The sequence below is a fragment of the Pseudarthrobacter cremeus genome, from assembly GCF_051857465.1.
Taxonomy (GTDB): domain Bacteria; phylum Actinomycetota; class Actinomycetes; order Actinomycetales; family Micrococcaceae; genus Arthrobacter.
Window position 1 is genome coordinate 54,522 of sequence record NZ_JBPZHC010000005.1, and the last position, 17,085, is coordinate 71,606.

Annotated in this window: 15 protein-coding genes and 1 pseudogene; 7 read left to right on the forward strand and 9 right to left on the reverse strand. The window is 61.9% G+C overall.

Annotated features, from left to right (window positions below):
- Positions 1-55 precede the first annotated feature (55 nt).
- The gene (locus tag ACS5PJ_RS10635; protein WP_354146903.1) at positions 56-676 is read right to left on the reverse strand and encodes a flavin reductase family protein; all 621 of its coding nucleotides are present in this window, start codon (positions 674-676) and stop codon (positions 56-58) included.
- 34 nt (positions 677-710) lie between these two features.
- On the opposite strand from ACS5PJ_RS10635, the gene ACS5PJ_RS10640 reads away from it, so the two are divergent.
- Positions 711-1,457: a haloacid dehalogenase type II gene (locus ACS5PJ_RS10640; RefSeq protein WP_439434855.1), complete on the forward strand. Its 747-nt coding sequence runs from the start codon at positions 711-713 to the stop codon at positions 1,455-1,457.
- A 21-nt stretch (positions 1,458-1,478) separates the two neighbouring features.
- Here the strand turns inward: ACS5PJ_RS10640 and ACS5PJ_RS10645 are convergent, their stop codons facing one another.
- Entirely contained in the window at positions 1,479-2,162 is a 684-nt protein-coding gene (locus tag ACS5PJ_RS10645) for a haloacid dehalogenase type II (RefSeq protein ID WP_439434856.1), read from the reverse strand.
- Positions 2,163-2,255: 93 nt separating this feature from the next.
- Here ACS5PJ_RS10645 and ACS5PJ_RS10650 point away from each other — a divergent pair.
- The 4 genes and pseudogenes from ACS5PJ_RS10650 to ACS5PJ_RS10665 all read left to right on the forward strand — a co-directional run.
- Positions 2,256-3,341, forward strand: a pseudogene (locus ACS5PJ_RS10650) (alkaline phosphatase D family protein); the annotation flags it as partial.
- Between the two features lie 121 nt (positions 3,342-3,462).
- Positions 3,463-4,617: a hypothetical protein gene (locus tag ACS5PJ_RS10655; RefSeq protein ID WP_439434857.1), complete on the forward strand. Its 1,155-nt coding sequence runs from the start codon at positions 3,463-3,465 to the stop codon at positions 4,615-4,617.
- A 176-nt stretch (positions 4,618-4,793) separates the two neighbouring features.
- Positions 4,794-5,189, forward strand: coding sequence for a hypothetical protein (locus ACS5PJ_RS10660; protein ID WP_439434858.1), 396 nt, complete (start codon positions 4,794-4,796; stop codon positions 5,187-5,189).
- 39 nt (positions 5,190-5,228) lie between these two features.
- Complete coding sequence (locus ACS5PJ_RS10665) at positions 5,229-6,374, forward strand: cation:proton antiporter (RefSeq protein WP_439434859.1); 1,146 nt, start codon at positions 5,229-5,231, stop codon at positions 6,372-6,374.
- A gap of 47 nt (positions 6,375-6,421) precedes the next feature.
- Here the strand turns inward: ACS5PJ_RS10665 and ACS5PJ_RS10670 are convergent, their stop codons facing one another.
- Positions 6,422-7,159: a hypothetical protein gene (locus tag ACS5PJ_RS10670; protein WP_439434860.1), complete on the reverse strand. Its 738-nt coding sequence runs from the start codon at positions 7,157-7,159 to the stop codon at positions 6,422-6,424.
- 539 nt (positions 7,160-7,698) lie between these two features.
- On the opposite strand from ACS5PJ_RS10670, the gene ACS5PJ_RS10675 reads away from it, so the two are divergent.
- Both ACS5PJ_RS10675 and ACS5PJ_RS10680 read left to right on the forward strand, forming a co-directional pair.
- Positions 7,699-8,226, forward strand: a complete 528-nt coding sequence (locus tag ACS5PJ_RS10675; protein ID WP_439434861.1) for a hypothetical protein — start codon at positions 7,699-7,701, stop codon at positions 8,224-8,226.
- Positions 8,227-8,255: 29 nt separating this feature from the next.
- Complete coding sequence (locus ACS5PJ_RS10680; protein WP_439434862.1) at positions 8,256-9,809, forward strand: DUF4241 domain-containing protein; 1,554 nt, start codon at positions 8,256-8,258, stop codon at positions 9,807-9,809.
- Positions 9,810-9,854: 45 nt separating this feature from the next.
- On the opposite strand, the gene ACS5PJ_RS10685 is transcribed toward ACS5PJ_RS10680, so the two are convergent.
- The 6 genes from ACS5PJ_RS10685 to ACS5PJ_RS10710 form a co-directional block, all read right to left on the reverse strand.
- Entirely contained in the window at positions 9,855-10,367 is a 513-nt protein-coding gene (locus ACS5PJ_RS10685; protein WP_439434863.1) for a hypothetical protein, read from the reverse strand.
- A 49-nt stretch (positions 10,368-10,416) separates the two neighbouring features.
- Entirely contained in the window at positions 10,417-10,611 is a 195-nt protein-coding gene (locus tag ACS5PJ_RS10690) for a BRCT domain-containing protein (RefSeq protein ID WP_439434864.1), read from the reverse strand.
- Between the two features lie 8 nt (positions 10,612-10,619).
- Entirely contained in the window at positions 10,620-11,639 is a 1,020-nt protein-coding gene (locus tag ACS5PJ_RS10695) for a 3'-5' exonuclease (RefSeq protein WP_439434865.1), read from the reverse strand.
- 340 nt (positions 11,640-11,979) lie between these two features.
- The gene (locus ACS5PJ_RS10700; RefSeq protein ID WP_439434866.1) at positions 11,980-14,235 is read right to left on the reverse strand and encodes a DUF262 domain-containing protein; all 2,256 of its coding nucleotides are present in this window, start codon (positions 14,233-14,235) and stop codon (positions 11,980-11,982) included.
- Positions 14,232-15,932 carry a DUF262 domain-containing protein gene (locus ACS5PJ_RS10705; RefSeq protein WP_439434867.1) on the reverse strand — a complete coding sequence of 567 codons (1,701 nt, stop codon included), beginning with the start codon at positions 15,930-15,932 and terminating at the stop codon, positions 14,232-14,234. Before ACS5PJ_RS10705 ends, ACS5PJ_RS10700 begins: the two co-directional genes overlap by 4 nt.
- Before the next feature lie 150 nt (positions 15,933-16,082).
- A complete protein-coding gene (locus ACS5PJ_RS10710) occupies positions 16,083-16,364 on the reverse strand; it encodes a hypothetical protein (RefSeq protein WP_439434868.1) in 282 nt (93 codons plus the stop codon).
- Between the last annotated feature and the right edge of the window lie 721 nt (positions 16,365-17,085).

Genomic DNA, 17,085 nt, shown 5'->3' on the forward strand with positions numbered 1-17,085 from the left:
GAAGGGAAAGGGGTGTCCTGACGGGCGCCCCTTTCCCTTCCCTTTCCCTCAGTTGTTACGCCTTCGGGCGGAAATGCCCCGGCCAGTCCTTAAGCCGGATCCGGTTGAGGTCCTGGATGGTGCCCAGGGTGCCCCACTCGTCCAGGCCAAGCCGGGACAGCGGCTCCAGCAGTTCGATCCGCGGGTGGCTCCCGTCCAGCACCGCATCGCTCACCGCAGCGTGCGTCACTTCGCCGAAGACCAGGATGGAGTCTCCCATCGGCAGGACCGAGTGGAGGCGGCATTCGAACACCGCCGGGGATTCCTTGACCCGCGGCGCACCCACGGTGAGGCTCGGCTCCCGCGTGAGGCCGGCGGCGTCGAACTCGCTGACGTCCGGCGGGAAATTCGTGCCGGTGGCGTTGACCTCCTCCAGCAGCGAGGCCGGGGCAAGGTTCACCACGAACTCGCCGGATGCCGTGATGTTGCGAAGCGAATCCTTTTCCCCCACCGAGGTGAACTGCACAATGGGCGGATTCGTGGAAGCCACCGTGAAGAACGAGTGCGGGGCAAGATTGTCAACGCCCTCCGGGGAGACACTGGAAACCCACGCGATGGGCCTGGGCACCACCACGGCGGTAAGTAGCCGGTAGAAATCGCGGGCGGACGTGTCAGTGGGGCTGAAATCAGTTCGCATGCTGCCAGACTACGGGCAGGGAAGGAGACGGGACATGAGGTTCCAGCCATACCGTTCACCATCAACGGGGTGCGAGGTGCGCGCCGTCCTCTTCGACACTTTCGGCACGGTGGTGGACTGGCGCACCGGCGTTGCGCGGCAGGTGGCTGCCTTCGCTACGGCGCGCGGGCAGGAGCTCGACGCCGAGGCGTTCGCCGGTGAGTGGCGCGCGCTGTACCAGCCAGCCATGGAGGCCATCCGCTCCGGATCCCGTGAATTCGCCACCCTGGACACCCTCCACCGCGAAAACCTGGACCAGGTGCTCCGCAGCCACGGCTTGGACCCGGACCGGCTGGACGCACGGACCCTGGCGGACTTGAACAGATCCTGGCACCGCCTGCCCCCGTGGCCCGACAGCGTGGAGGGCCTGGCCGCGGTCCGCCGCGGCTACATCGTGGGACCGTTGTCCAATGGCAACACTTCACTGCTGTTGGACATGGCCAAAAACGCCGGTCTTCCTTGGGACGTGATCATCGGCTCGGACATGACGCGCACGTACAAGCCGCTGCCGGCGGCCTACCTTCGAACTGCGGAGTTCCTGGACCTTCGGCCCGGCGAGGTGATGCTCGCGGCCGCACACAACACTGACCTGCGTGCTGCCCGGGAGGCCGGGCTGGCAACGGCATTCGTCGCGCGCCCCACCGAATACGGCCCTGGCCAGGTGGCGGACCTGACGCCGGAGAGCGATTGGGACCTCACGGCGTCGAGCATTATTGAACTCGCCCACCGGCTCGGTGCGTAACCCCCACCGCCCCAAGGACCTCTACGCCGGCACCGCCCCCAGCGCCTCCGGCAGTATGTCCAGGGAAGCGACGGTGTAGTCCGGTGCGGAGAAATAGGCAGGGTAGGTGGATCCTGTGCGGTTGATCCATGCCGTTGCCAGCCCGGCCTGCGCTGCGCCGTGGATGTCCCAGGGGTGGACAGCAACCAACAGCATCTCTCCCGGTTCCACGCCGCAGGCCCTGGCGGCGTAGTGATAGGCGGCCGGGGCCGGTTTCCATGCCGGGGCATCCTCCACGGACAGCAGCCGTTCGAACTGGTCCCGGATCCCGGCGGGCGCGAAAAGTTTCTCTGCGACCTGGGCGGAGCCGTTGGTCAGCGTGACCAGCCGGTATCCGGCTGCCCGCAGGGCCCGGACGCCTCCCGGAACGTCCGGGTGCAGGCCGAGTCCTGCCATTCCCGCCGTGACATGCTCCACCGCCTGGTCCAGATCCATCCCTAAATCAGAAGAGGCAAGCAGCCCGCGCAGGGCCTCTGCACCAATCTCGGCAAAGGCACCGTTGCCCCCGGCCGCGGTGAGCGCGAAGCCGTCCCGCAGCAGCATGGCAAACCAAAGCTTCGCCAGTTGGGCAGGGGCGCCGACTTCGGCGAACCGCTCCCCCATCGGCGACATGTCCGAAAGCGTTTGGTTGACGTCGAAAACAATGACTGACGGTGCGGTGTTCATGGTTTCTCCTTCGTCTTCACGGTCTCCCTAGAGCATATAGACGCCGCCACGGACCCAGCCCGCACGCTAAACGCTCTTGCGAGAGCCAACGGCTTCGTGATCTGGACCCGGCTGGCGCAGGACCACCCGGACCTGGTGCTGCACCTGGGTGACTACCTGTACGAGTACAAGAAGGGCAGCTACGTGATCGGCGGCGGCAACCCGCGCGACCACGAAGGCCCGGAGACCACCACCCTGTCCGGCTACCGCCAGCGGCACGCACAGTACAAGGCCGACGCCGACCTGCAGGCCGCGCACGCGGTCGCACCGTGGCTGGTGGTGTGGGATGACCACGAGGTGGACAACAACTGGGCGGACGAGGTCCCGGAGAACACGGATCCCGCCCAGCTGAACGACACCACCGAGCATTTCCGGCAGCGCCGGGCCGCCGCGTTCCAGGCGTACTACGAGAACATGCCGCTGCGGGCCTCGTCCGTGCCGGCCGGGTACGACATGAAGATCTACCGCACCATCCAATGGGGCCAGCTGGCCAACTTCCACATGATGGACACCCGGCAGTACCGCGACGACCAGCTCGCCGGCGACGGCTGGCGCAAGAACGTCACCGAGCGCCTGGCCGAGGACCGCACCATCACCGGCGCCGAGCAGGAGAAATGGCTGCTGGACGGCTTCAAGAACTCCACCCAGCGCTGGGACATCCTGGGCCAGCAGGTCTTCTTCGCCGAAAGGGACAGGAACGCAGCCCCGGAGATCGACGACGTCTCCATGGATGGATGGGACGGCTACGCCTCCTCCCGCCGCCGCATCACCCAGGGCTGGATGGACGCGAACGTCCGCAACGCCGTCGTACTGACGGGAGACGTGCACCGCAACTGGGCCAACGACGTCAAGGTCGACTACAAGGACCCCGCCTCCCCCGTGGTCGGCTCCGAACTCGTGTGCACCTCCATCACCTCCACCGGCAACGGCACAGGCTCCACCGCAGATCCAACCATGGCCTGGAACCCGCACCTGAAGTTCTACAACGACAACCGCGGCTACGTGAACACCACCATCACCAAGGAGGCGATGACCGCGGACTTCCGCGTCCTGGACTACGTCACGACGCCGGGATCCCCCGTCAGCACGAAGGCCTCCTTCGCGATCCAGGACGGGGTTCCGGGGCTGGTTGCCAAGTAGAACCTTCCGAAACCCTCGAACCCCCGGCCGAGTACACTCGGCCGGGGGTTTCGCGCGAAACCTCCGGTGACTGAGCCTGTCGATACCCACTCCTTGTTCGGCCTGAACATACGATGAGGCCATGCATGCACCTTCTGCCTCGGACCTCGCCGCCGCCACCTCACCGGCTGTCATCACCGAGCACAGTAACCACCTCCTCACCCAGACAGGCATGGAGGCAAGAGCAGCGGCGGGGCACTCCGGCAGTGCCGGTGGTCCCAGCATCCTGCGCGTGGTGCCGCTTCTCCGGGTGTCGGGGCCAAAACGAAAACGCGTGGTGCTGGTGGGCCACAGCCGCCTGGTCATCCAGGACATTGACCGGGTCGCCATAGAGTCCTTTGTGACCAACGCGTGGGTGGAGGGGACAGAGCAGGGTGAATTCGCCCGGGTGGAAATTGATGCTGCGCCTGCAGACAAACGGGTCGCGGCCGCAACGGCAGAGTTCGAGCGCGACCTCCCGGACTGGCCTGACCCGGCCTCCGCGGACGACCGGCAGATGCACATCGCCAAACACGCCAAGGCTCTGGCCGAGCTGTCCCGCAACGCGGTAGCCAGCGTCAGGGAGATCCGTTACGACCTCGAACACCGACTGGCCCACTTCAGCAGCAAGGGCCACCCCACCACCAGCAACACACCCATTGTGGCGTCGCTGCTCGAGCTGAACATCATCTGTGGGCGGGCTGCGGACGAGGCGCGGGAAGCGGTCCGGGAAGGCCTCTGGCTGCACTTATCGGATTCCGAGGCCTACCACTCGTACCGCAGGCTCCAGGACCCGACGATCATCAATATTGCCGCGGCGGCAACCGCGGCTACACGCAGCTGGATGCGGCTGCATGACGCCGGAGTGCGCCAATGTCTGGAGATGCGCAAACAGCTTGATGCCGAGTCCGGTTCCGCCCGCGACCTCATGGCCGCAGCCGCCAGCGTTTCAAATTCCCGGGAAGCCGATTCACAGTCCGCGTTCAACACCCTTGCCGCGGTGGCCTCGCTCGGCCTCGGAATCCCGGCCCTGGTCCTGGCCCTCTACGGTGCCGACCGGCTGCTCCCCCTCAACACAGAACCCAGGCAGCTGGCGTTCATCCCGGTGGCTGCCGGTCTGCTCTTCGCCGCGATCATCGCCATCTGGCGGGCACCCAAAGGGAAGCACAGCCGGATCTGGATCGTCGGCGCAATCAGCATCATCATCGTGCTGCTGAGCCTGCTGGTCGCGGCAGGACTGCTGGCACCATCCAGTTAGCCTTCCCGGACACTTCGCTCATCGGTGGTTGAGCCCGTCCGAAACCCGTCGGGAAATTGCCCGGAGGGCTAGGTCATGGCCAGGCGCGGCGCAGGTGTGACAGCATGAGTCCATTATTAATCCGGGCCGTGGAAAGGCGGCAATCGGCGGCAATTACAAGAGGAGCGCAGACTCACATGCCTGACGAAAACAGGGGCGAGGTCCGTTGGTTGCCTCAGCCGGAGGATCAAGATTATCCGGGCGCGGCGGCCTATCTGTCTTTGGTTGAATCCGACGACGGCGTTGCCGCCATTGTTGCGTCTCTCAGGGTCGCCCCCATCCAGCATCGCAAGGCAAAGGACATTCTGCGGGCCGCGAGGCTGGTGCTGCTACCTGAGGACAACGCCCACGTGGCATCGGACCTGAAGAAGATCAAGGAAGGCAAGAAGCTCTCGCCCATCCTGATGGTCAGAGGTGACTTGGCCAGGGGGATTCCCGCGCAGGTGGCCGACGGCTACCACCGGGTGTGCGCAAGCTACTACACGGACGAAAACACCGACATCCCACTCAAACTGGCTGACGCGCCCCGCTAACCACCGCAAGCGAACCGCAACGCCGGTAGAAGGAGGGATGTGTCGTTCTTTCAGCTTTCGCTGATCGCCGCGGTCGCGCTCCTCGGACCGCTGCTGGCGCTGTCCCAAAATTGGCACCTTCCGGTGGTGCTGGGGCAGTTGCTGGCTGGTATCGCCATCGGTCGCACAGGTCTGGGACTGGTGGACTCCTCGGATCCCACGTTCACCTTTGTGGCCGACATCGGGTTCGCCCTGGTCATGTTCGTCGCCGGGACGCATGTCCCCGTGCGGGACCAAGCCATCCGCCGAGCACTGGGTAGTGGCGCCCTGCGGGCCGGCATCGCCGCAGTGCTCGCGGCCGCCGTCGGAATCGTCATTGCCTTTGCCTTTGGCACGGGACATGCTCCCCTGTACGTCGTTCTGCTTGCTTCCTCTTCGGCGGCAATGGTCCTGCCGATCGTCGATTCACTGCGGCTGACGGGACCAAAAGTCCTGACGACGACGGCGCAGGTGGCGGTGGCAGACATCGCCTGTATTGTGGCGCTTCCGCTTGCTCTGGACCCGCCCAACGCGCCGAGGGCAGCCATAGGGGCGGCCGTCGTCGCGGCGTGCGCTGCGGTCCTGTTCTTTGTCCTTCGCTGGCTGGAGCGTAACGGCACGCGCGCACGGATGCATGACGTGTCCGAGGACCGTAAGTTCGCCCTGGAGCTTAGGATCCAGCTTGCCTTGCTCTTCGCGCTCTCCGGGCTTGCCGTCGCGGGCCACGTGTCCATCATGCTGGCCGGGTTCTCCTTCGGCCTGGTGGTCGCAGCCGTGGGAGAACCCCGGCGGCTGGCTCATCAGCTCTTCGCCGTCAGCGATGGCTTTCTGGGGCCGGTGTTCTTTGTATGGCTGGGCGCATCGCTTGACTTGCACACCCTTGCGGGAAGCCCCAAGATGATTCTCCTCGGCATTTGCCTGGGGTTTGGAACGCTGTTGGTCCATGGAAGCCTGCGGCTGCTCGGCCAGCCTCTGCCGCTCGCGGTGCTTGCAGCGTCCCAGCTGGGAGTGCCGGTTGCCGCCGCCACCATCGGCTCCCAATTGCATCTGCTGGAACCGGGAGAAGCCGCGGCCATTATCCTCGGGGCCCTCATCAGCATCGGGGCGAGCACCATCGCCGGCTCACGGGCCGCCCGCAGGTTTACGCAGCCCGCGCCAGCAGCCTAGGGAACCGGCCGGCGAGGGCTTTGGAGCCGACGGTGTGCTTTCAGAGGCTATTGCTGGACAACATCCACGAGTTCCGAGCGGCTTCCGGACTTCAGGTCCACGGTCAGGACAAGCCCGCCCACCTCAGGGCAGTGGTACTTGTGCTCCTGCGCGTCCTTTTCCAGCGGCGTCCAGTCGTACACCTTGACGCAGTCCGTGTAGGTCCGGTTCTTCGTGGTGACGGTCTCGCCGATGGCGACGGTGTCGCGCGTGTCTTCGGCATGGCCGGGGTAAAACTCCTGCTTGTAGGAATCGCCGACGCGCTGCTCGGCCTTCATCCAGATGCCTGCCTTTGCCCCGTCTTTTCCGTGGATGAAGCTGCCGGAGTGGTTCAGCAGGATGCCGTTCGAGTAGTTGTCCACGTCCTCGCCGAAGTACCACACGTCACCGTTTGTGTGTTGCGCCAGGTAATCCCGGGTCTCCTCGACCAGCTGGCCGTTCTTGAATTCCTTGTCCAGATAGATGGCCGTCTCAATGCCCTCGATGGTTTTGGTCTCCCGGAGGATCTCGATTTCAATCCTCTCGGTGGCCTTTCCCTGCTCGGTGGTCTCGTAGGTCAGCTTCTTGCCGGCGGGGAGGGCGAAGTATTTGTTGGTTATTTTGGTGGTGAAGTCGGCAGGGTTGATCTGCGGGTTGTACTCCGCGGCCCTGCTCCGTTGTGTGTTGTCCAGGACAAATAAAGTCGCCCCGCCAACAACCAGCAGCAGGACGACTAGGGCTATGAATATTCTGTTTCGTCGATTCATGACCTTTCCCACTCCTTCTGAGTAGAAATTCCTGTTAGGGGTCAGAGCACCGTTGCTTGCCCATGGCCATAGGAGAAAGGTAGTGCAGAGCGGCATGAACCTGAACCCCTAATTACGTGTGCGTCGTCGCCGCTGACGTCGCAAAGGCTCCCGGAGTACAAGGAGGCCGCCCAACTGCACGAAACCACCGGTCCCGATTCGGCGGTGCGTGTTCCTGAGCCAAAGCTGCGAGGAACTTGAGGAAGCCTTGAGGCAGCGCCGTCAGAATTTCCATGGCGTTCCGCAAGGTGAGTTCGTATCAATCTGAAATACGGGAGCAATAAATGAATACGCTTTTCCCACGCAATGACGCGCGGAAGCCGGCCGGTGTTGAAGGTGGCCATATGCTCCGGACATCGAAGCGTTCACGGATTTCCCGACGGCGGGTGGCTGGTGGGGCTCTGGCGGTCGCCGTAGTGATTTCAGCGACGGCCTGCGGAGGCCAATCGGCGGCCTCGCTGAGTTCTTCCCGTGTCAGTGACTCCGCGTCCGCGACGGCAGTGCCGACACCCAGTGCAACCGCGCCGGCTTCATCCGCCTGCCTCACCGAGAACGCGACCGAAAAGTACGCGCCCAAGCTCTTCGTCTGCACGAAGACCGACGCCGGAAAGCTGCTGTGGATGGAGCAGTCGGAATCGAAAAGGGTAGTTGACGCGCGAGCGGCAGCGGCGGCGAAGGTCGCGGCAGAGAAGGCGGCCGCAGACAAGGCCGCTGCCGACAAGGCAGCGCAGGAGGCTGCAGAGGCGGCCCGCCAGAAAGCTACCGCAGCAGAAGCCGCCCGCCAGCAGCAGGCCGCTGCTGCGGCTGCAGCGGCCGCGGCAGCTGCAAAAGCCCCGGCGCCCGTGCGGCCTGCAGCGCCCTCCGGATGCGACCCGAACTACGCGGGCGGGTGCGTGCCCATTGCATCGGACGTCGACTGCGCCGGAGGAAGCGGCAATGGTCCGGCCTATGTCCGCGGACCCGTCACAGTCATCGGATCTGACATCTACGGCCTCGACAACGATCGCGATGGCGTGGGCTGCGAGTGATAAAGACTTAGGAGTTCGGTGGCAGGGGCGTGCCGAAACTCAGGGCCCGGTGGTTCTGGTTCTGCGTTTCGAATCATCGGGCTTTTTGGCCTGTCTGCGTCCGCAACGCCGTGGTCATCACCGGCGACGTGCACCGCAACTGGGCCAACGAGGTCAAAGTGGGCTACAAGTACCCCGCCTCCCCCGTGGTCGGATCCGAACTGGTCTGCACCTCCATCACCTCCACCGGCAACGGCACAGGTAGGGTGTGTCGCATGACTCAGGAAGAGGTCCGCGGCAGAATCGAGGCCTTCGTGGCCGATTTCCACACCAGCTGGCAGCGGTCAGGCACCTCGCCCGGGATGTTCGCTTTCGACCCCGGCGTGTTCGAAGCGTGGGCAAACGAGCTGGCGGCCCTGGTGGACACCCATGGCACGCCCGGGATGCGCACCGGCCAGGAAGGTGCGCTGAGTTCCACTCCCGCGCACCAACCGGACGCCGAACAAATCACCGGCATCGAGGTTGACGGGGACACTGCGACGGCCCGCTCGGTCATGCACGCCGCAGGGAACCAGACCTCCTACTACAAGTACCGGCTGCTGCGCGGCGGTGACGGCTGGCGGATCTCCCATCTCTCGGCCTTCCTCGACCCGCCCGGCAAACCATTGATCGATCCGGCGACGGCCGAGGCGCTCCTGCTCGGTGCAACACCTGAAGCGGCGCTCCCCGAGCTGCCGCCCCATCTGGAACTCGACTTTCCGGGGTTGTTTACCGCCGGCCGGGTAGTAGCACCGTTCGGCAACCCGGCGCAGCTCGAAGTCGTCCACCTTGGCGAACTCACCTGTGCTTCCGGCGTGCTCGCGGTCCTTGACCTGGGTTTTGTCGACGCACGATTCGCCCCTCTGGCACGGCGGATCATGCCGGGGACGTACGCCGTGGACGTCGCCACCGTGGCGGAAATGACCGTCGCAGTACGGCTGCGGCTTTCCGGGGCGCCGGCGGTCAGCTGGCACCCCGCCGAGTTCACCGATGGTGCGCAAGGTGTAGGGGTCGACGCCGGGAACGTCGCCATCCTCGACGCCGGGTCGCTGGTGGGATGCCAGGCCCAGCACATCGAGGAGCTGTTCCAGGAGCAGGCGGCACTGCTGGTGGGAACACCGGGCACAATGTTCGGCCTCGCCGGAGACGTGGTGGATGCGGCCGTGGTCTCCAGCGGGTACGGCGACGGGATGTACCCGTGCTACTGGGGCGTGGCCGCAGACGGAAGTCTCGCCTCACTGGTTGTCGATTTCAGGGTCCTCGCCGAGGACATCCTCCGCACCAGCCGCGTGCCGTTCCAACCCGGACCCGTCCGCACCCCGGACCTCGCCGGCCTCGACCTGCAGATCAGCGCGGATGGCGGCTCGTTCGTCATCAGCAGCAGAGGCGAACGCGTCACAGCCCTCCGGGTGCTGGCGCCGGACGGCGAACTCCTGATGGACGGAGACCGGCTCGGCACCTTCGTCACGGGAGGCAGGTCCAGCAAGACCTGGAACCCAGACGCACCTCCCCCGACCGGCTCGGTACTCGAGGTCACCCAGTACCTCGGGTACCGGCACATCTAAGCACTTCGCAGCGGTGGCCGAGAACGCCGTAAGGAATCGTCCCAGTTACTGAGCTCCGTTGGACCGAGCCTGGACCAAGTTGGCGAAGGGCAGCCGTCCGTAGAGGCTGATGAACTCTGCGTGGTATTCGGCTTCGGCGGAAGTGACCTCGGCCGCCTCCAATTCTTTCCAGGCAATGACTAAGGACTGAGAGTCGGCGAGCTGCCACAGCAGCCGCCCACCCCAATGCCCTACGGGTTTTCCTCGGCCAAAGTCAGCGAACTCTTGAAGACGCTTTCGAAGTCCCCTGGTGCCGGCGGTTCCTGCACCTGCTTTCCCGATGTAGAGGACCTCTGCGTCGTCGATCCAGTGCGATTCCAAGGAGGGTTGGAGGATGGACGGATCCCGCTTTTTGAACTGTCCTCCCACGCTCGTCGCTAGGAACAGCCGCTGAAAGCCCTCTGGTTTCAGCACCGCATAAATTCCCGGTACCTGTGGAACCTGGTTGATTTCCAGCTCTGCGAATGACAGGAAGCCTCTGAACCCGTCATCTATGAGCGTCTGTCTGTCCATCTTCATTGAGTACTCCTATGTCGAAGCTTCGTGATTGCCCTAAAGCAGTCCCTCGTTAGTTCCCCAGCAGCTTTGCCAGGTAGCCCTCGCCAACTACCGGAATTCCATAGCCGCGTGCCTTCTTCGCCTTGCCGGACAGGCTGTCCGGATCCGCTGCAACCAACAGTCTGACCGCCTTAGTGACCGCCGGATGAGGGATGAACCCCGCAGCGCGCAGGTCAGCTTCGATGTCATCGCGATCCCGGGACATCTCGCCCGTCAGGACGACTTTGTCACACCCGCTTCCAGTTCCAAAGATTGGACTGCTGCACCCGTTTGTTCGTTCTGTCCGACGACGGGCGCAGCGAGTCCCTGAGTTACGGACTCTTGGCTGATGTCGAGGAGATCGCCAACAATCCGAAGGTCAGCTGCCTCCTCGTCAGTAATGACCCCGTCATCCCACGCTGCCGCCAGCATGGCAATCATGTACGTGACGTGTAGCTGTTCAGCGATGCTTCGGCTTATGCCCAGCGAATCGGCAAGGTTCACAAGCCCATCCGCCTCCGACACCGAAATTTGCCGGTCCAGGAGTGCCCGGTCAAGAGTTGCCAGATAAGCGCTGTGCTTATCTGGGCCCGCAATATCCGGCATGCGGTCCACGAGCCGCTCCAGGAAGTGCGCTTGGGGCTCACTTCCGGAACGGCGAAACGCCTGCGGCAAACGCTGCGGGTTCACAGCGGGCCAAGAAGCGAAGTAAGCCCTATCCAAGGCAGAGAACCAGTCAGGGTTCTCTCCATCCATACGGATGTAGTTGCTCAGGACATGTGCAGCCGCCTCAGCGTCATCACCGGCGGAGTGCGCGCTTCTCAGATCCAGCCCGAAGCTGTCGCAGCAGTCCTTCAAGGAACGGCCTGCGCCAGGAAGATACTGGCGGGCAAGCTTCATCGTGCACATGCAGTCGTGGACTTCGAACGGCAATTCCAATCCCGCGCGGCCCATTTCGTGTGCGACGAAGCGGTAATCGAAGTGCACGTTGTGCGCAACGAGTACACGGCCGGCCAACAGCTCCATCACGTCATGGGCGATGTCACCGAAGACGGGCGCATGCAAAATATCCGCAGCCCGAATGCCATGGATATGCTGCGGTCCCAGGTCGCGCTGTGGATTCACAAGCGTTTCCCAGCGATTGCTGACGGTACCGTCCGGTTCTACGTGCACCACTGCGATCTCGGCTATGCGATGGCTCCCCGGAAAGAGTCCTGTCGTTTCCACATCGACGACGGCGAATCCTGCGTTCATGGTCTTGTCCCCCAGTACGACAACAGCGTATTTCCGGGTGAACTTCTTGTTCTCCCTTGGGTCACTCCTGCACTTGGCTCTGACATCAAAGGGTTTCGACATAGTCGCTGCCGGATTGTCGTCCCCACGACCAGCGCCACATGCGACGTCAATATTTGACTGCCATGCCGCCTGCCCCCAGCACATCATCCAGGGTTGGGTGGACCACCTGATTCAAGATCGGCGAGAAGGACCGCCGACGCTGGCTGACTTCGATGCAGTCAGCAGATCCTCGCGGCCGCCCCGCATCTATTTCTCGAACGCATCGAATCGGGATTCCAGTCCAGGGATGACCCGGACATCACAGTCCTCGGTCAAGAAGCTGCCGCACAATCTCTGTTCCGATCGCGATGCGGTCAACCGCGTCGATTCCGTCTATCTGTTCGATCTCGATGAGGCCCTCCTGCGACGCACCGAGCTGGCGCCGAAGCGAATCATCCAACACCGACCCTTCCAGTTCAAACCCTGTGGATACTGAGCGAATCCTGACGCCGCTGCGTCCGAGCTTTAACCATCGGGGAATGGTTTCATGGCCAGTGAACCAAGGGTCATCCACGTGGTGTGGGTTACCGAGATTGCGCCATATCGCAAGGAGGTATGGATCCCGGTACCTGCTATTGAGCGTGCTCGTACCACCGCGGAGCATACAGAGCGAGTAGCCGAGGGCTCCCCCTTCTGAGTAGTAGGTTCCCGAGCCGCCCTCACGCATGGCCGGATACTTCATCATGTAGTACCGCCAGTCGAAGTAGGGTTCCGATTCACGCTGAGCGAGCCATTCGGATTGCACGGCCACAAGGGTCTGCTTCAAATCGTCGCCCTCATCGATGGCGTCCAGGAGTTTGGCAAGAGCGCAACGCGTTTCGGAAAGTGCCTCACGGTCTGCGCCCGTGAGCAGTTCGCGCCAAGCATTCTCAAAACGCTTGAAACCTGTTCCGAATTGAAACTTTCTGTTGTTCGTCGTCCGCTGATACTCGCCGACAGCCAGGAGCGCACCCGTTGCGTCGAGCCAGCACTCGGGATCTGACGCCAAACGGAAGAACGCATTGGACCGAGCATCGAATTTCGTTGGCTCCAGCTCGAACGCACCGATAGACCCACGCAGGAGGTGATGATCTTCCAAGCGATGAAGCGACTCCGTGAGCTCTGGGTTGGCGGCCAGGAACTCCCGTTTCAGCAGTTCGTCTTCGACCTGCTGCTTGTTGAAACTGTCAATTTCACGGAGGGCGCCGTCGCGCACAAGTCGTTCGACGTCCCGGAGCAACCTAGGCATCCGGTCAACGCGTAGCTCATTGGTGGAAGCCTCTATTAGATTGCGCAGCGAGCGGATCCGGGTCTGAACAGCGCCTGTCTCAAACATGAGATGGCGGAGTACCGCGAAAAGCAGGAGGCTCTGCCCGAACGTGAAGACCCTTGTTCTGCCGCTTGTATCTCCGAAGGTGCGGCAGCAGGCGTCGAACAGGTTGGTCCGCTGGTCCCGGAAGAAGAGCGCCACAAGATCCGCTTCGACTCCGTCCTGCCGCTCGGTAGTGCCTTTGAAGAGCCCGCTAAATACCCCGGCTACATCGCGTCCGACCCATACGTCGAACGCCGTGAACAGAAAGTCCAGTGACTCTGCGCGCCTGGGATTGCCTGCGCCGAAGACCCGCTCAGTTCGGTGGCTAGGACGTTCAGGATCCTCACGGACCTCGCCGTCAGGATCGAGCCAATCGCACAACTCGGTTACGTAGAGGATATAGCGCATGAATTCGTCGTCGACCAAGTCGTCGTCGCCCCGGAATCCCCAGAGTAGGTCTGACCACGCACCGTCCACGTTTTCCGCGAACTCCTTGGCGTGTTCGGTGGACTCGATAGATTTCTCAAAATGCGCTTTGAAGTTCTCGAACTCAGTCAGAGGCTTCCCGCGGGAGTTCATCTTGATGTAGAGGTCTGATGCCGACCCCATGTCAGAAGGCGCGAGCAGGAGGAAGGACACCGCCGGCTCGATCGGGTCTACGAGCCGCTCCCAAGCCACCTTGGCGTCCGCTGTCCGAAATCGCTTGTGGATTGCGTCGAGCATGACAAGCATGGACTGGATTGTTGGATCGTGGCGCCAGACGAAGAGGTACCAAGGCTGATCAATGACCCATGATGACGGCTGCTCAACGGTGTCTGGCAGCGTGGTCGTCACAAGCCGTTCGCAGAATAGACGGGCACCCGGCCGAGTGGCGTACGTGAACTTCGTCCACGCCTGATTGGAACGAAGCTCCCCTGCTCGCGATGCGAGATACCAGTGCAGCAGAAACAACGTGGTGAGCCGCTGCTGACCATCGAGAGGCTCCAGTACACCTGACTTCACTTCTCCGTAGACAAAGTCCAGGTCGACGGGCGCCGGTTTCTCCCCAGCGATGGCTGAGTGAAGGACATCGATGAAGTTCTTGCGAATCTCCTCGACTGCCTGGCTTTCGCGTCCTTGGGCGTAGTCCCGCTGAATCAGCGGGATCTCGATGGCTTGAATCTCATCTATTTCGTTGGGCAAGAAGAGGCCTGTGAACGTCGTGGGCCGGCTTTGGGTACTCATGCTTCGCTCACTTCTTCCGTTAGATACGCGCCGATTTCATCGCGGAATGCGTCGAGATAGGCGCGACGATCCGATGCGCCCCAAAAGTGGATCTGCTGTGCGCTCTCGTCTGTGTAGTACTTCAGAAACACATTTCGTGTGCACACGGGGATGTACGAGCCCACGCGGTCTCGTCGGAGTATTTCTAGCCGCTTTACTTCGAAGACCGAATTACTCAGCGCGCTATTGTCCCGGCTGTCGAGAAGAGCAAGGTTGTCAATGACGTGCACGTCACCCTCCGCACCCTCATCACCAAAGGAAAAGATCTCATTGACCTCGCGCTCCAGCTTCCTGAACGTTTCCCGGGTAATCGTCGGGATCGCGTCGTCGATCCGACGGATAATCTCGCGACGACGCTCCTCGTTGAGCGGCAGGCCGACTAGCGCGTCACGATGCAATCGGAGCCAACTCGACCATTGCTCGCCCGTATTGAGTGCTTCGGCGTTCTGCGCGTGGATGTGCTCCAGCGACCATGTGCCGGCGGCGTGCGCACGGAATGAATAGCGCTCCGAGGAATGCTGCATTTTGCGAATTGTTTCGACGTTCATCAATAGCAGTGCCTGCGACGCCTTTTCCCGTCCTGATGCGTTTTCGTAGGACAACCCGGATAGTGCTGTCTCCGTCAAGGCCAATTTCGTCTTGATTCTGTCGTCGAGCGTGGCATCGAAGCCGCTTCTGGACTTGCCGCCCGCGGCAGCAACGAGTTCGTCGAACGGCGTCCCCGTCGCGACTAAATACCCAACCTTATGGAACAAGTTTCGGTCCTCGAACCAGCCGAGGATCAGGGAATGCCGGTCAATGACGCTGTTCCAGAAAGTCTTGTAATTGGCATCGATCTCGGCTCGCAGCGCCCCAAAGGTGTGGAAGGGCGGACGCTCGGTTCCCCTAGGCCCGCCCGCAAGGCTGTCGAGCAGCAGGCTTATGTGCGTTGCCTGGCTGTTCGCAAGACCCGTAAGGAATGCCCAGACCTCGGGTGTGCGCAGATCGCGCTCGAATGTGTCCCACTGCGCGGCGATCTCCTGCGACCGATCTGGCTGGCCCGGAGAACCCTTCGCCCGCGTCAGCAGGAGCGCCTTGACAAGTTCGGCGTCCGTCAGCGGGATGCGCCCAATATTCAACCTTGTGAACAAATCAGTCGAATCTGTCGTTTCGGGCGCCTCGTACCAAATGACCTTCACGCGACGCGACAGATCGGTGTAGAGGTCGATTGCCGCCTGAATCTCTCCGGCCCCCAGGGCCTCGAACCATGATCTGATCGTAGAAGCAGCCTTGTGGATGTGGTAGAAGTCAATGTTGAGCGCGCTTCCCACCACGTCTGGGTCTTTCAGATATTTCTGGCTCCCGCCTCGGGTCTCGTACTCGAGCTCGAACCGCGCACTCGCTGACGGTAACGATCGTCGGATGTCCTGCAGAATCAGAAACAAGGTGGTTAGTCGCTGCTGGCCGTCTACGAGTTCCCAACGACCGTCGGCCATGCGCTTCACGACGATTGGCTGCAGATAATAAGACGATTGCTCACGGCTTTCAGCAATATCGTCGAGAAGACGCGTGACTTCGTCGACGCCCCAACGGTATCCGCGCTGATAGGCCGGAATGAAGAACTTGCCTTCAATGTCTCCCACGAACCGTTCTTCAAGCAAACCTGTTGTCTTCCCCATGAACGCAACTATAGTCAGCGCCTATGACATTGAATGCAATTTCCAATAGCGTTTTGGCCGGGCTCGCTTTTTGGAAGTCCGCCAGCGCCGCACCGCCGGCCGACTACGAGTCCATGCCGCTGCGGGGCTAGTCCGCGCCCCTGCAACCCTTTATTTCGCCGGATAGTCCCACTCCCAACCTCCAGCACCGTCGGGATCATTTATGAGGATTCCCGCTGACGTGGGAACGTCCAATACAATCTTGCCGCTGGCCTTTTCTGCAGGGCCAATGGACGAAGGTAGCTTCTCGGCGTCGGGAAAGTAGGCGAAGGCCTCAAAAGAGTCGAATTTTCCGTTGGCGGTCGTGCCGTTTTCGGCTATCACCTTCCAGCCATGGATTGCGAACAGGAACTGCTTGTTGACATGCTCCGCCAAGGCAGAAGTGGTCTCCACATCAACTTCAAGGACGACTAAGTGGCCAGACCTAGATTTTTCTACTAAAACCGGAGGTGCAGATCGGATCCACCTGGATTGATTTGACGATGAGACTGACAGCCATGGATCCGTCCTTATTCCTCACCCAAGCTGTCTCACCAACATTTTTTGTAACGTTGCCGCGTGCTGTTTTTGAGCTAGCGGGACTCGGAGAAGGCGTCGCTGTAAGTGAGGGAGTTGGTGCTGCAATTGCCGAAGGGCTGGATCCGGAGCCCGCATCAACTGACTCCGCTGCTTGCGTGACCTGAGGTGTTCCTCCGCACCCTGCGAGTACAAGCGGCAAGAAAGCCATTATCCCCAACAATTTGAATTTCGTTCGATGTACCTCAGGATTCGAGTGCCAGTGTGTCGGAGCAGCTTATGGCTGAAGAACGACAGTTTTGCTCAAGATCACGTCAAAGATTAGCCACTTCTGGACCTGCTCGCTTTATCTTGGCTCAATAGATTATCGATGAGAACGTCATACTGAGCGATGGAGAACCACAACCGGAAGCCTCGACCATCGATTTGTCACCATTTGTGTATTTCCAACTCAGCGCCTCAACGCAGGGTTTCTTGGTGTATTTATTAGAGCTGCCCGACCTCGCCTCAGACCCGCATCCTCACCTGCACCCAGCAGCCGCAGTGGCTTGCAGTCACCGTCCTAAGAAATTGCGTGCTCATCGGCGCCGGCGCCCTA

Excerpts from the sequence above, each read along its gene's own strand:
- ACS5PJ_RS10635 (WP_354146903.1), bottom strand. The coding sequence starts at position 676 with ATGCGAACTGATTTCAGCCCCACTGACACGTCCGCCCGCGATTTCTAC.
- ACS5PJ_RS10640 (WP_439434855.1), top strand. The coding sequence starts at position 711 with ATGAGGTTCCAGCCATACCGTTCACCATCAACGGGGTGCGAGGTGCGC.
- ACS5PJ_RS10690 (WP_439434864.1), bottom strand. The coding sequence starts at position 10,611 with ATGTCCCGGGATCGCGATGACATCGAAGCTGACCTGCGCGCTGCGGGG.
- ACS5PJ_RS10700 (WP_439434866.1), bottom strand. The coding sequence starts at position 14,235 with ATGAGTACCCAAAGCCGGCCCACGACGTTCACAGGCCTCTTCTTGCCC.
- ACS5PJ_RS10655 (WP_439434857.1), top strand. The coding sequence starts at position 3,463 with ATGCATGCACCTTCTGCCTCGGACCTCGCCGCCGCCACCTCACCGGCT.
- ACS5PJ_RS10685 (WP_439434863.1), bottom strand. The coding sequence starts at position 10,367 with ATGAAGATGGACAGACAGACGCTCATAGATGACGGGTTCAGAGGCTTC.
- ACS5PJ_RS10670 (WP_439434860.1), bottom strand. The coding sequence starts at position 7,159 with ATGAATCGACGAAACAGAATATTCATAGCCCTAGTCGTCCTGCTGCTG.
- ACS5PJ_RS10645 (WP_439434856.1), bottom strand. The coding sequence starts at position 2,162 with ATGAACACCGCACCGTCAGTCATTGTTTTCGACGTCAACCAAACGCTT.
- ACS5PJ_RS10695 (WP_439434865.1), bottom strand. The coding sequence starts at position 11,639 with ATGAACGCAGGATTCGCCGTCGTCGATGTGGAAACGACAGGACTCTTT.
- ACS5PJ_RS10705 (WP_439434867.1), bottom strand. The coding sequence starts at position 15,932 with ATGGGGAAGACAACAGGTTTGCTTGAAGAACGGTTCGTGGGAGACATT.
- ACS5PJ_RS10660 (WP_439434858.1), top strand. The coding sequence starts at position 4,794 with ATGCCTGACGAAAACAGGGGCGAGGTCCGTTGGTTGCCTCAGCCGGAG.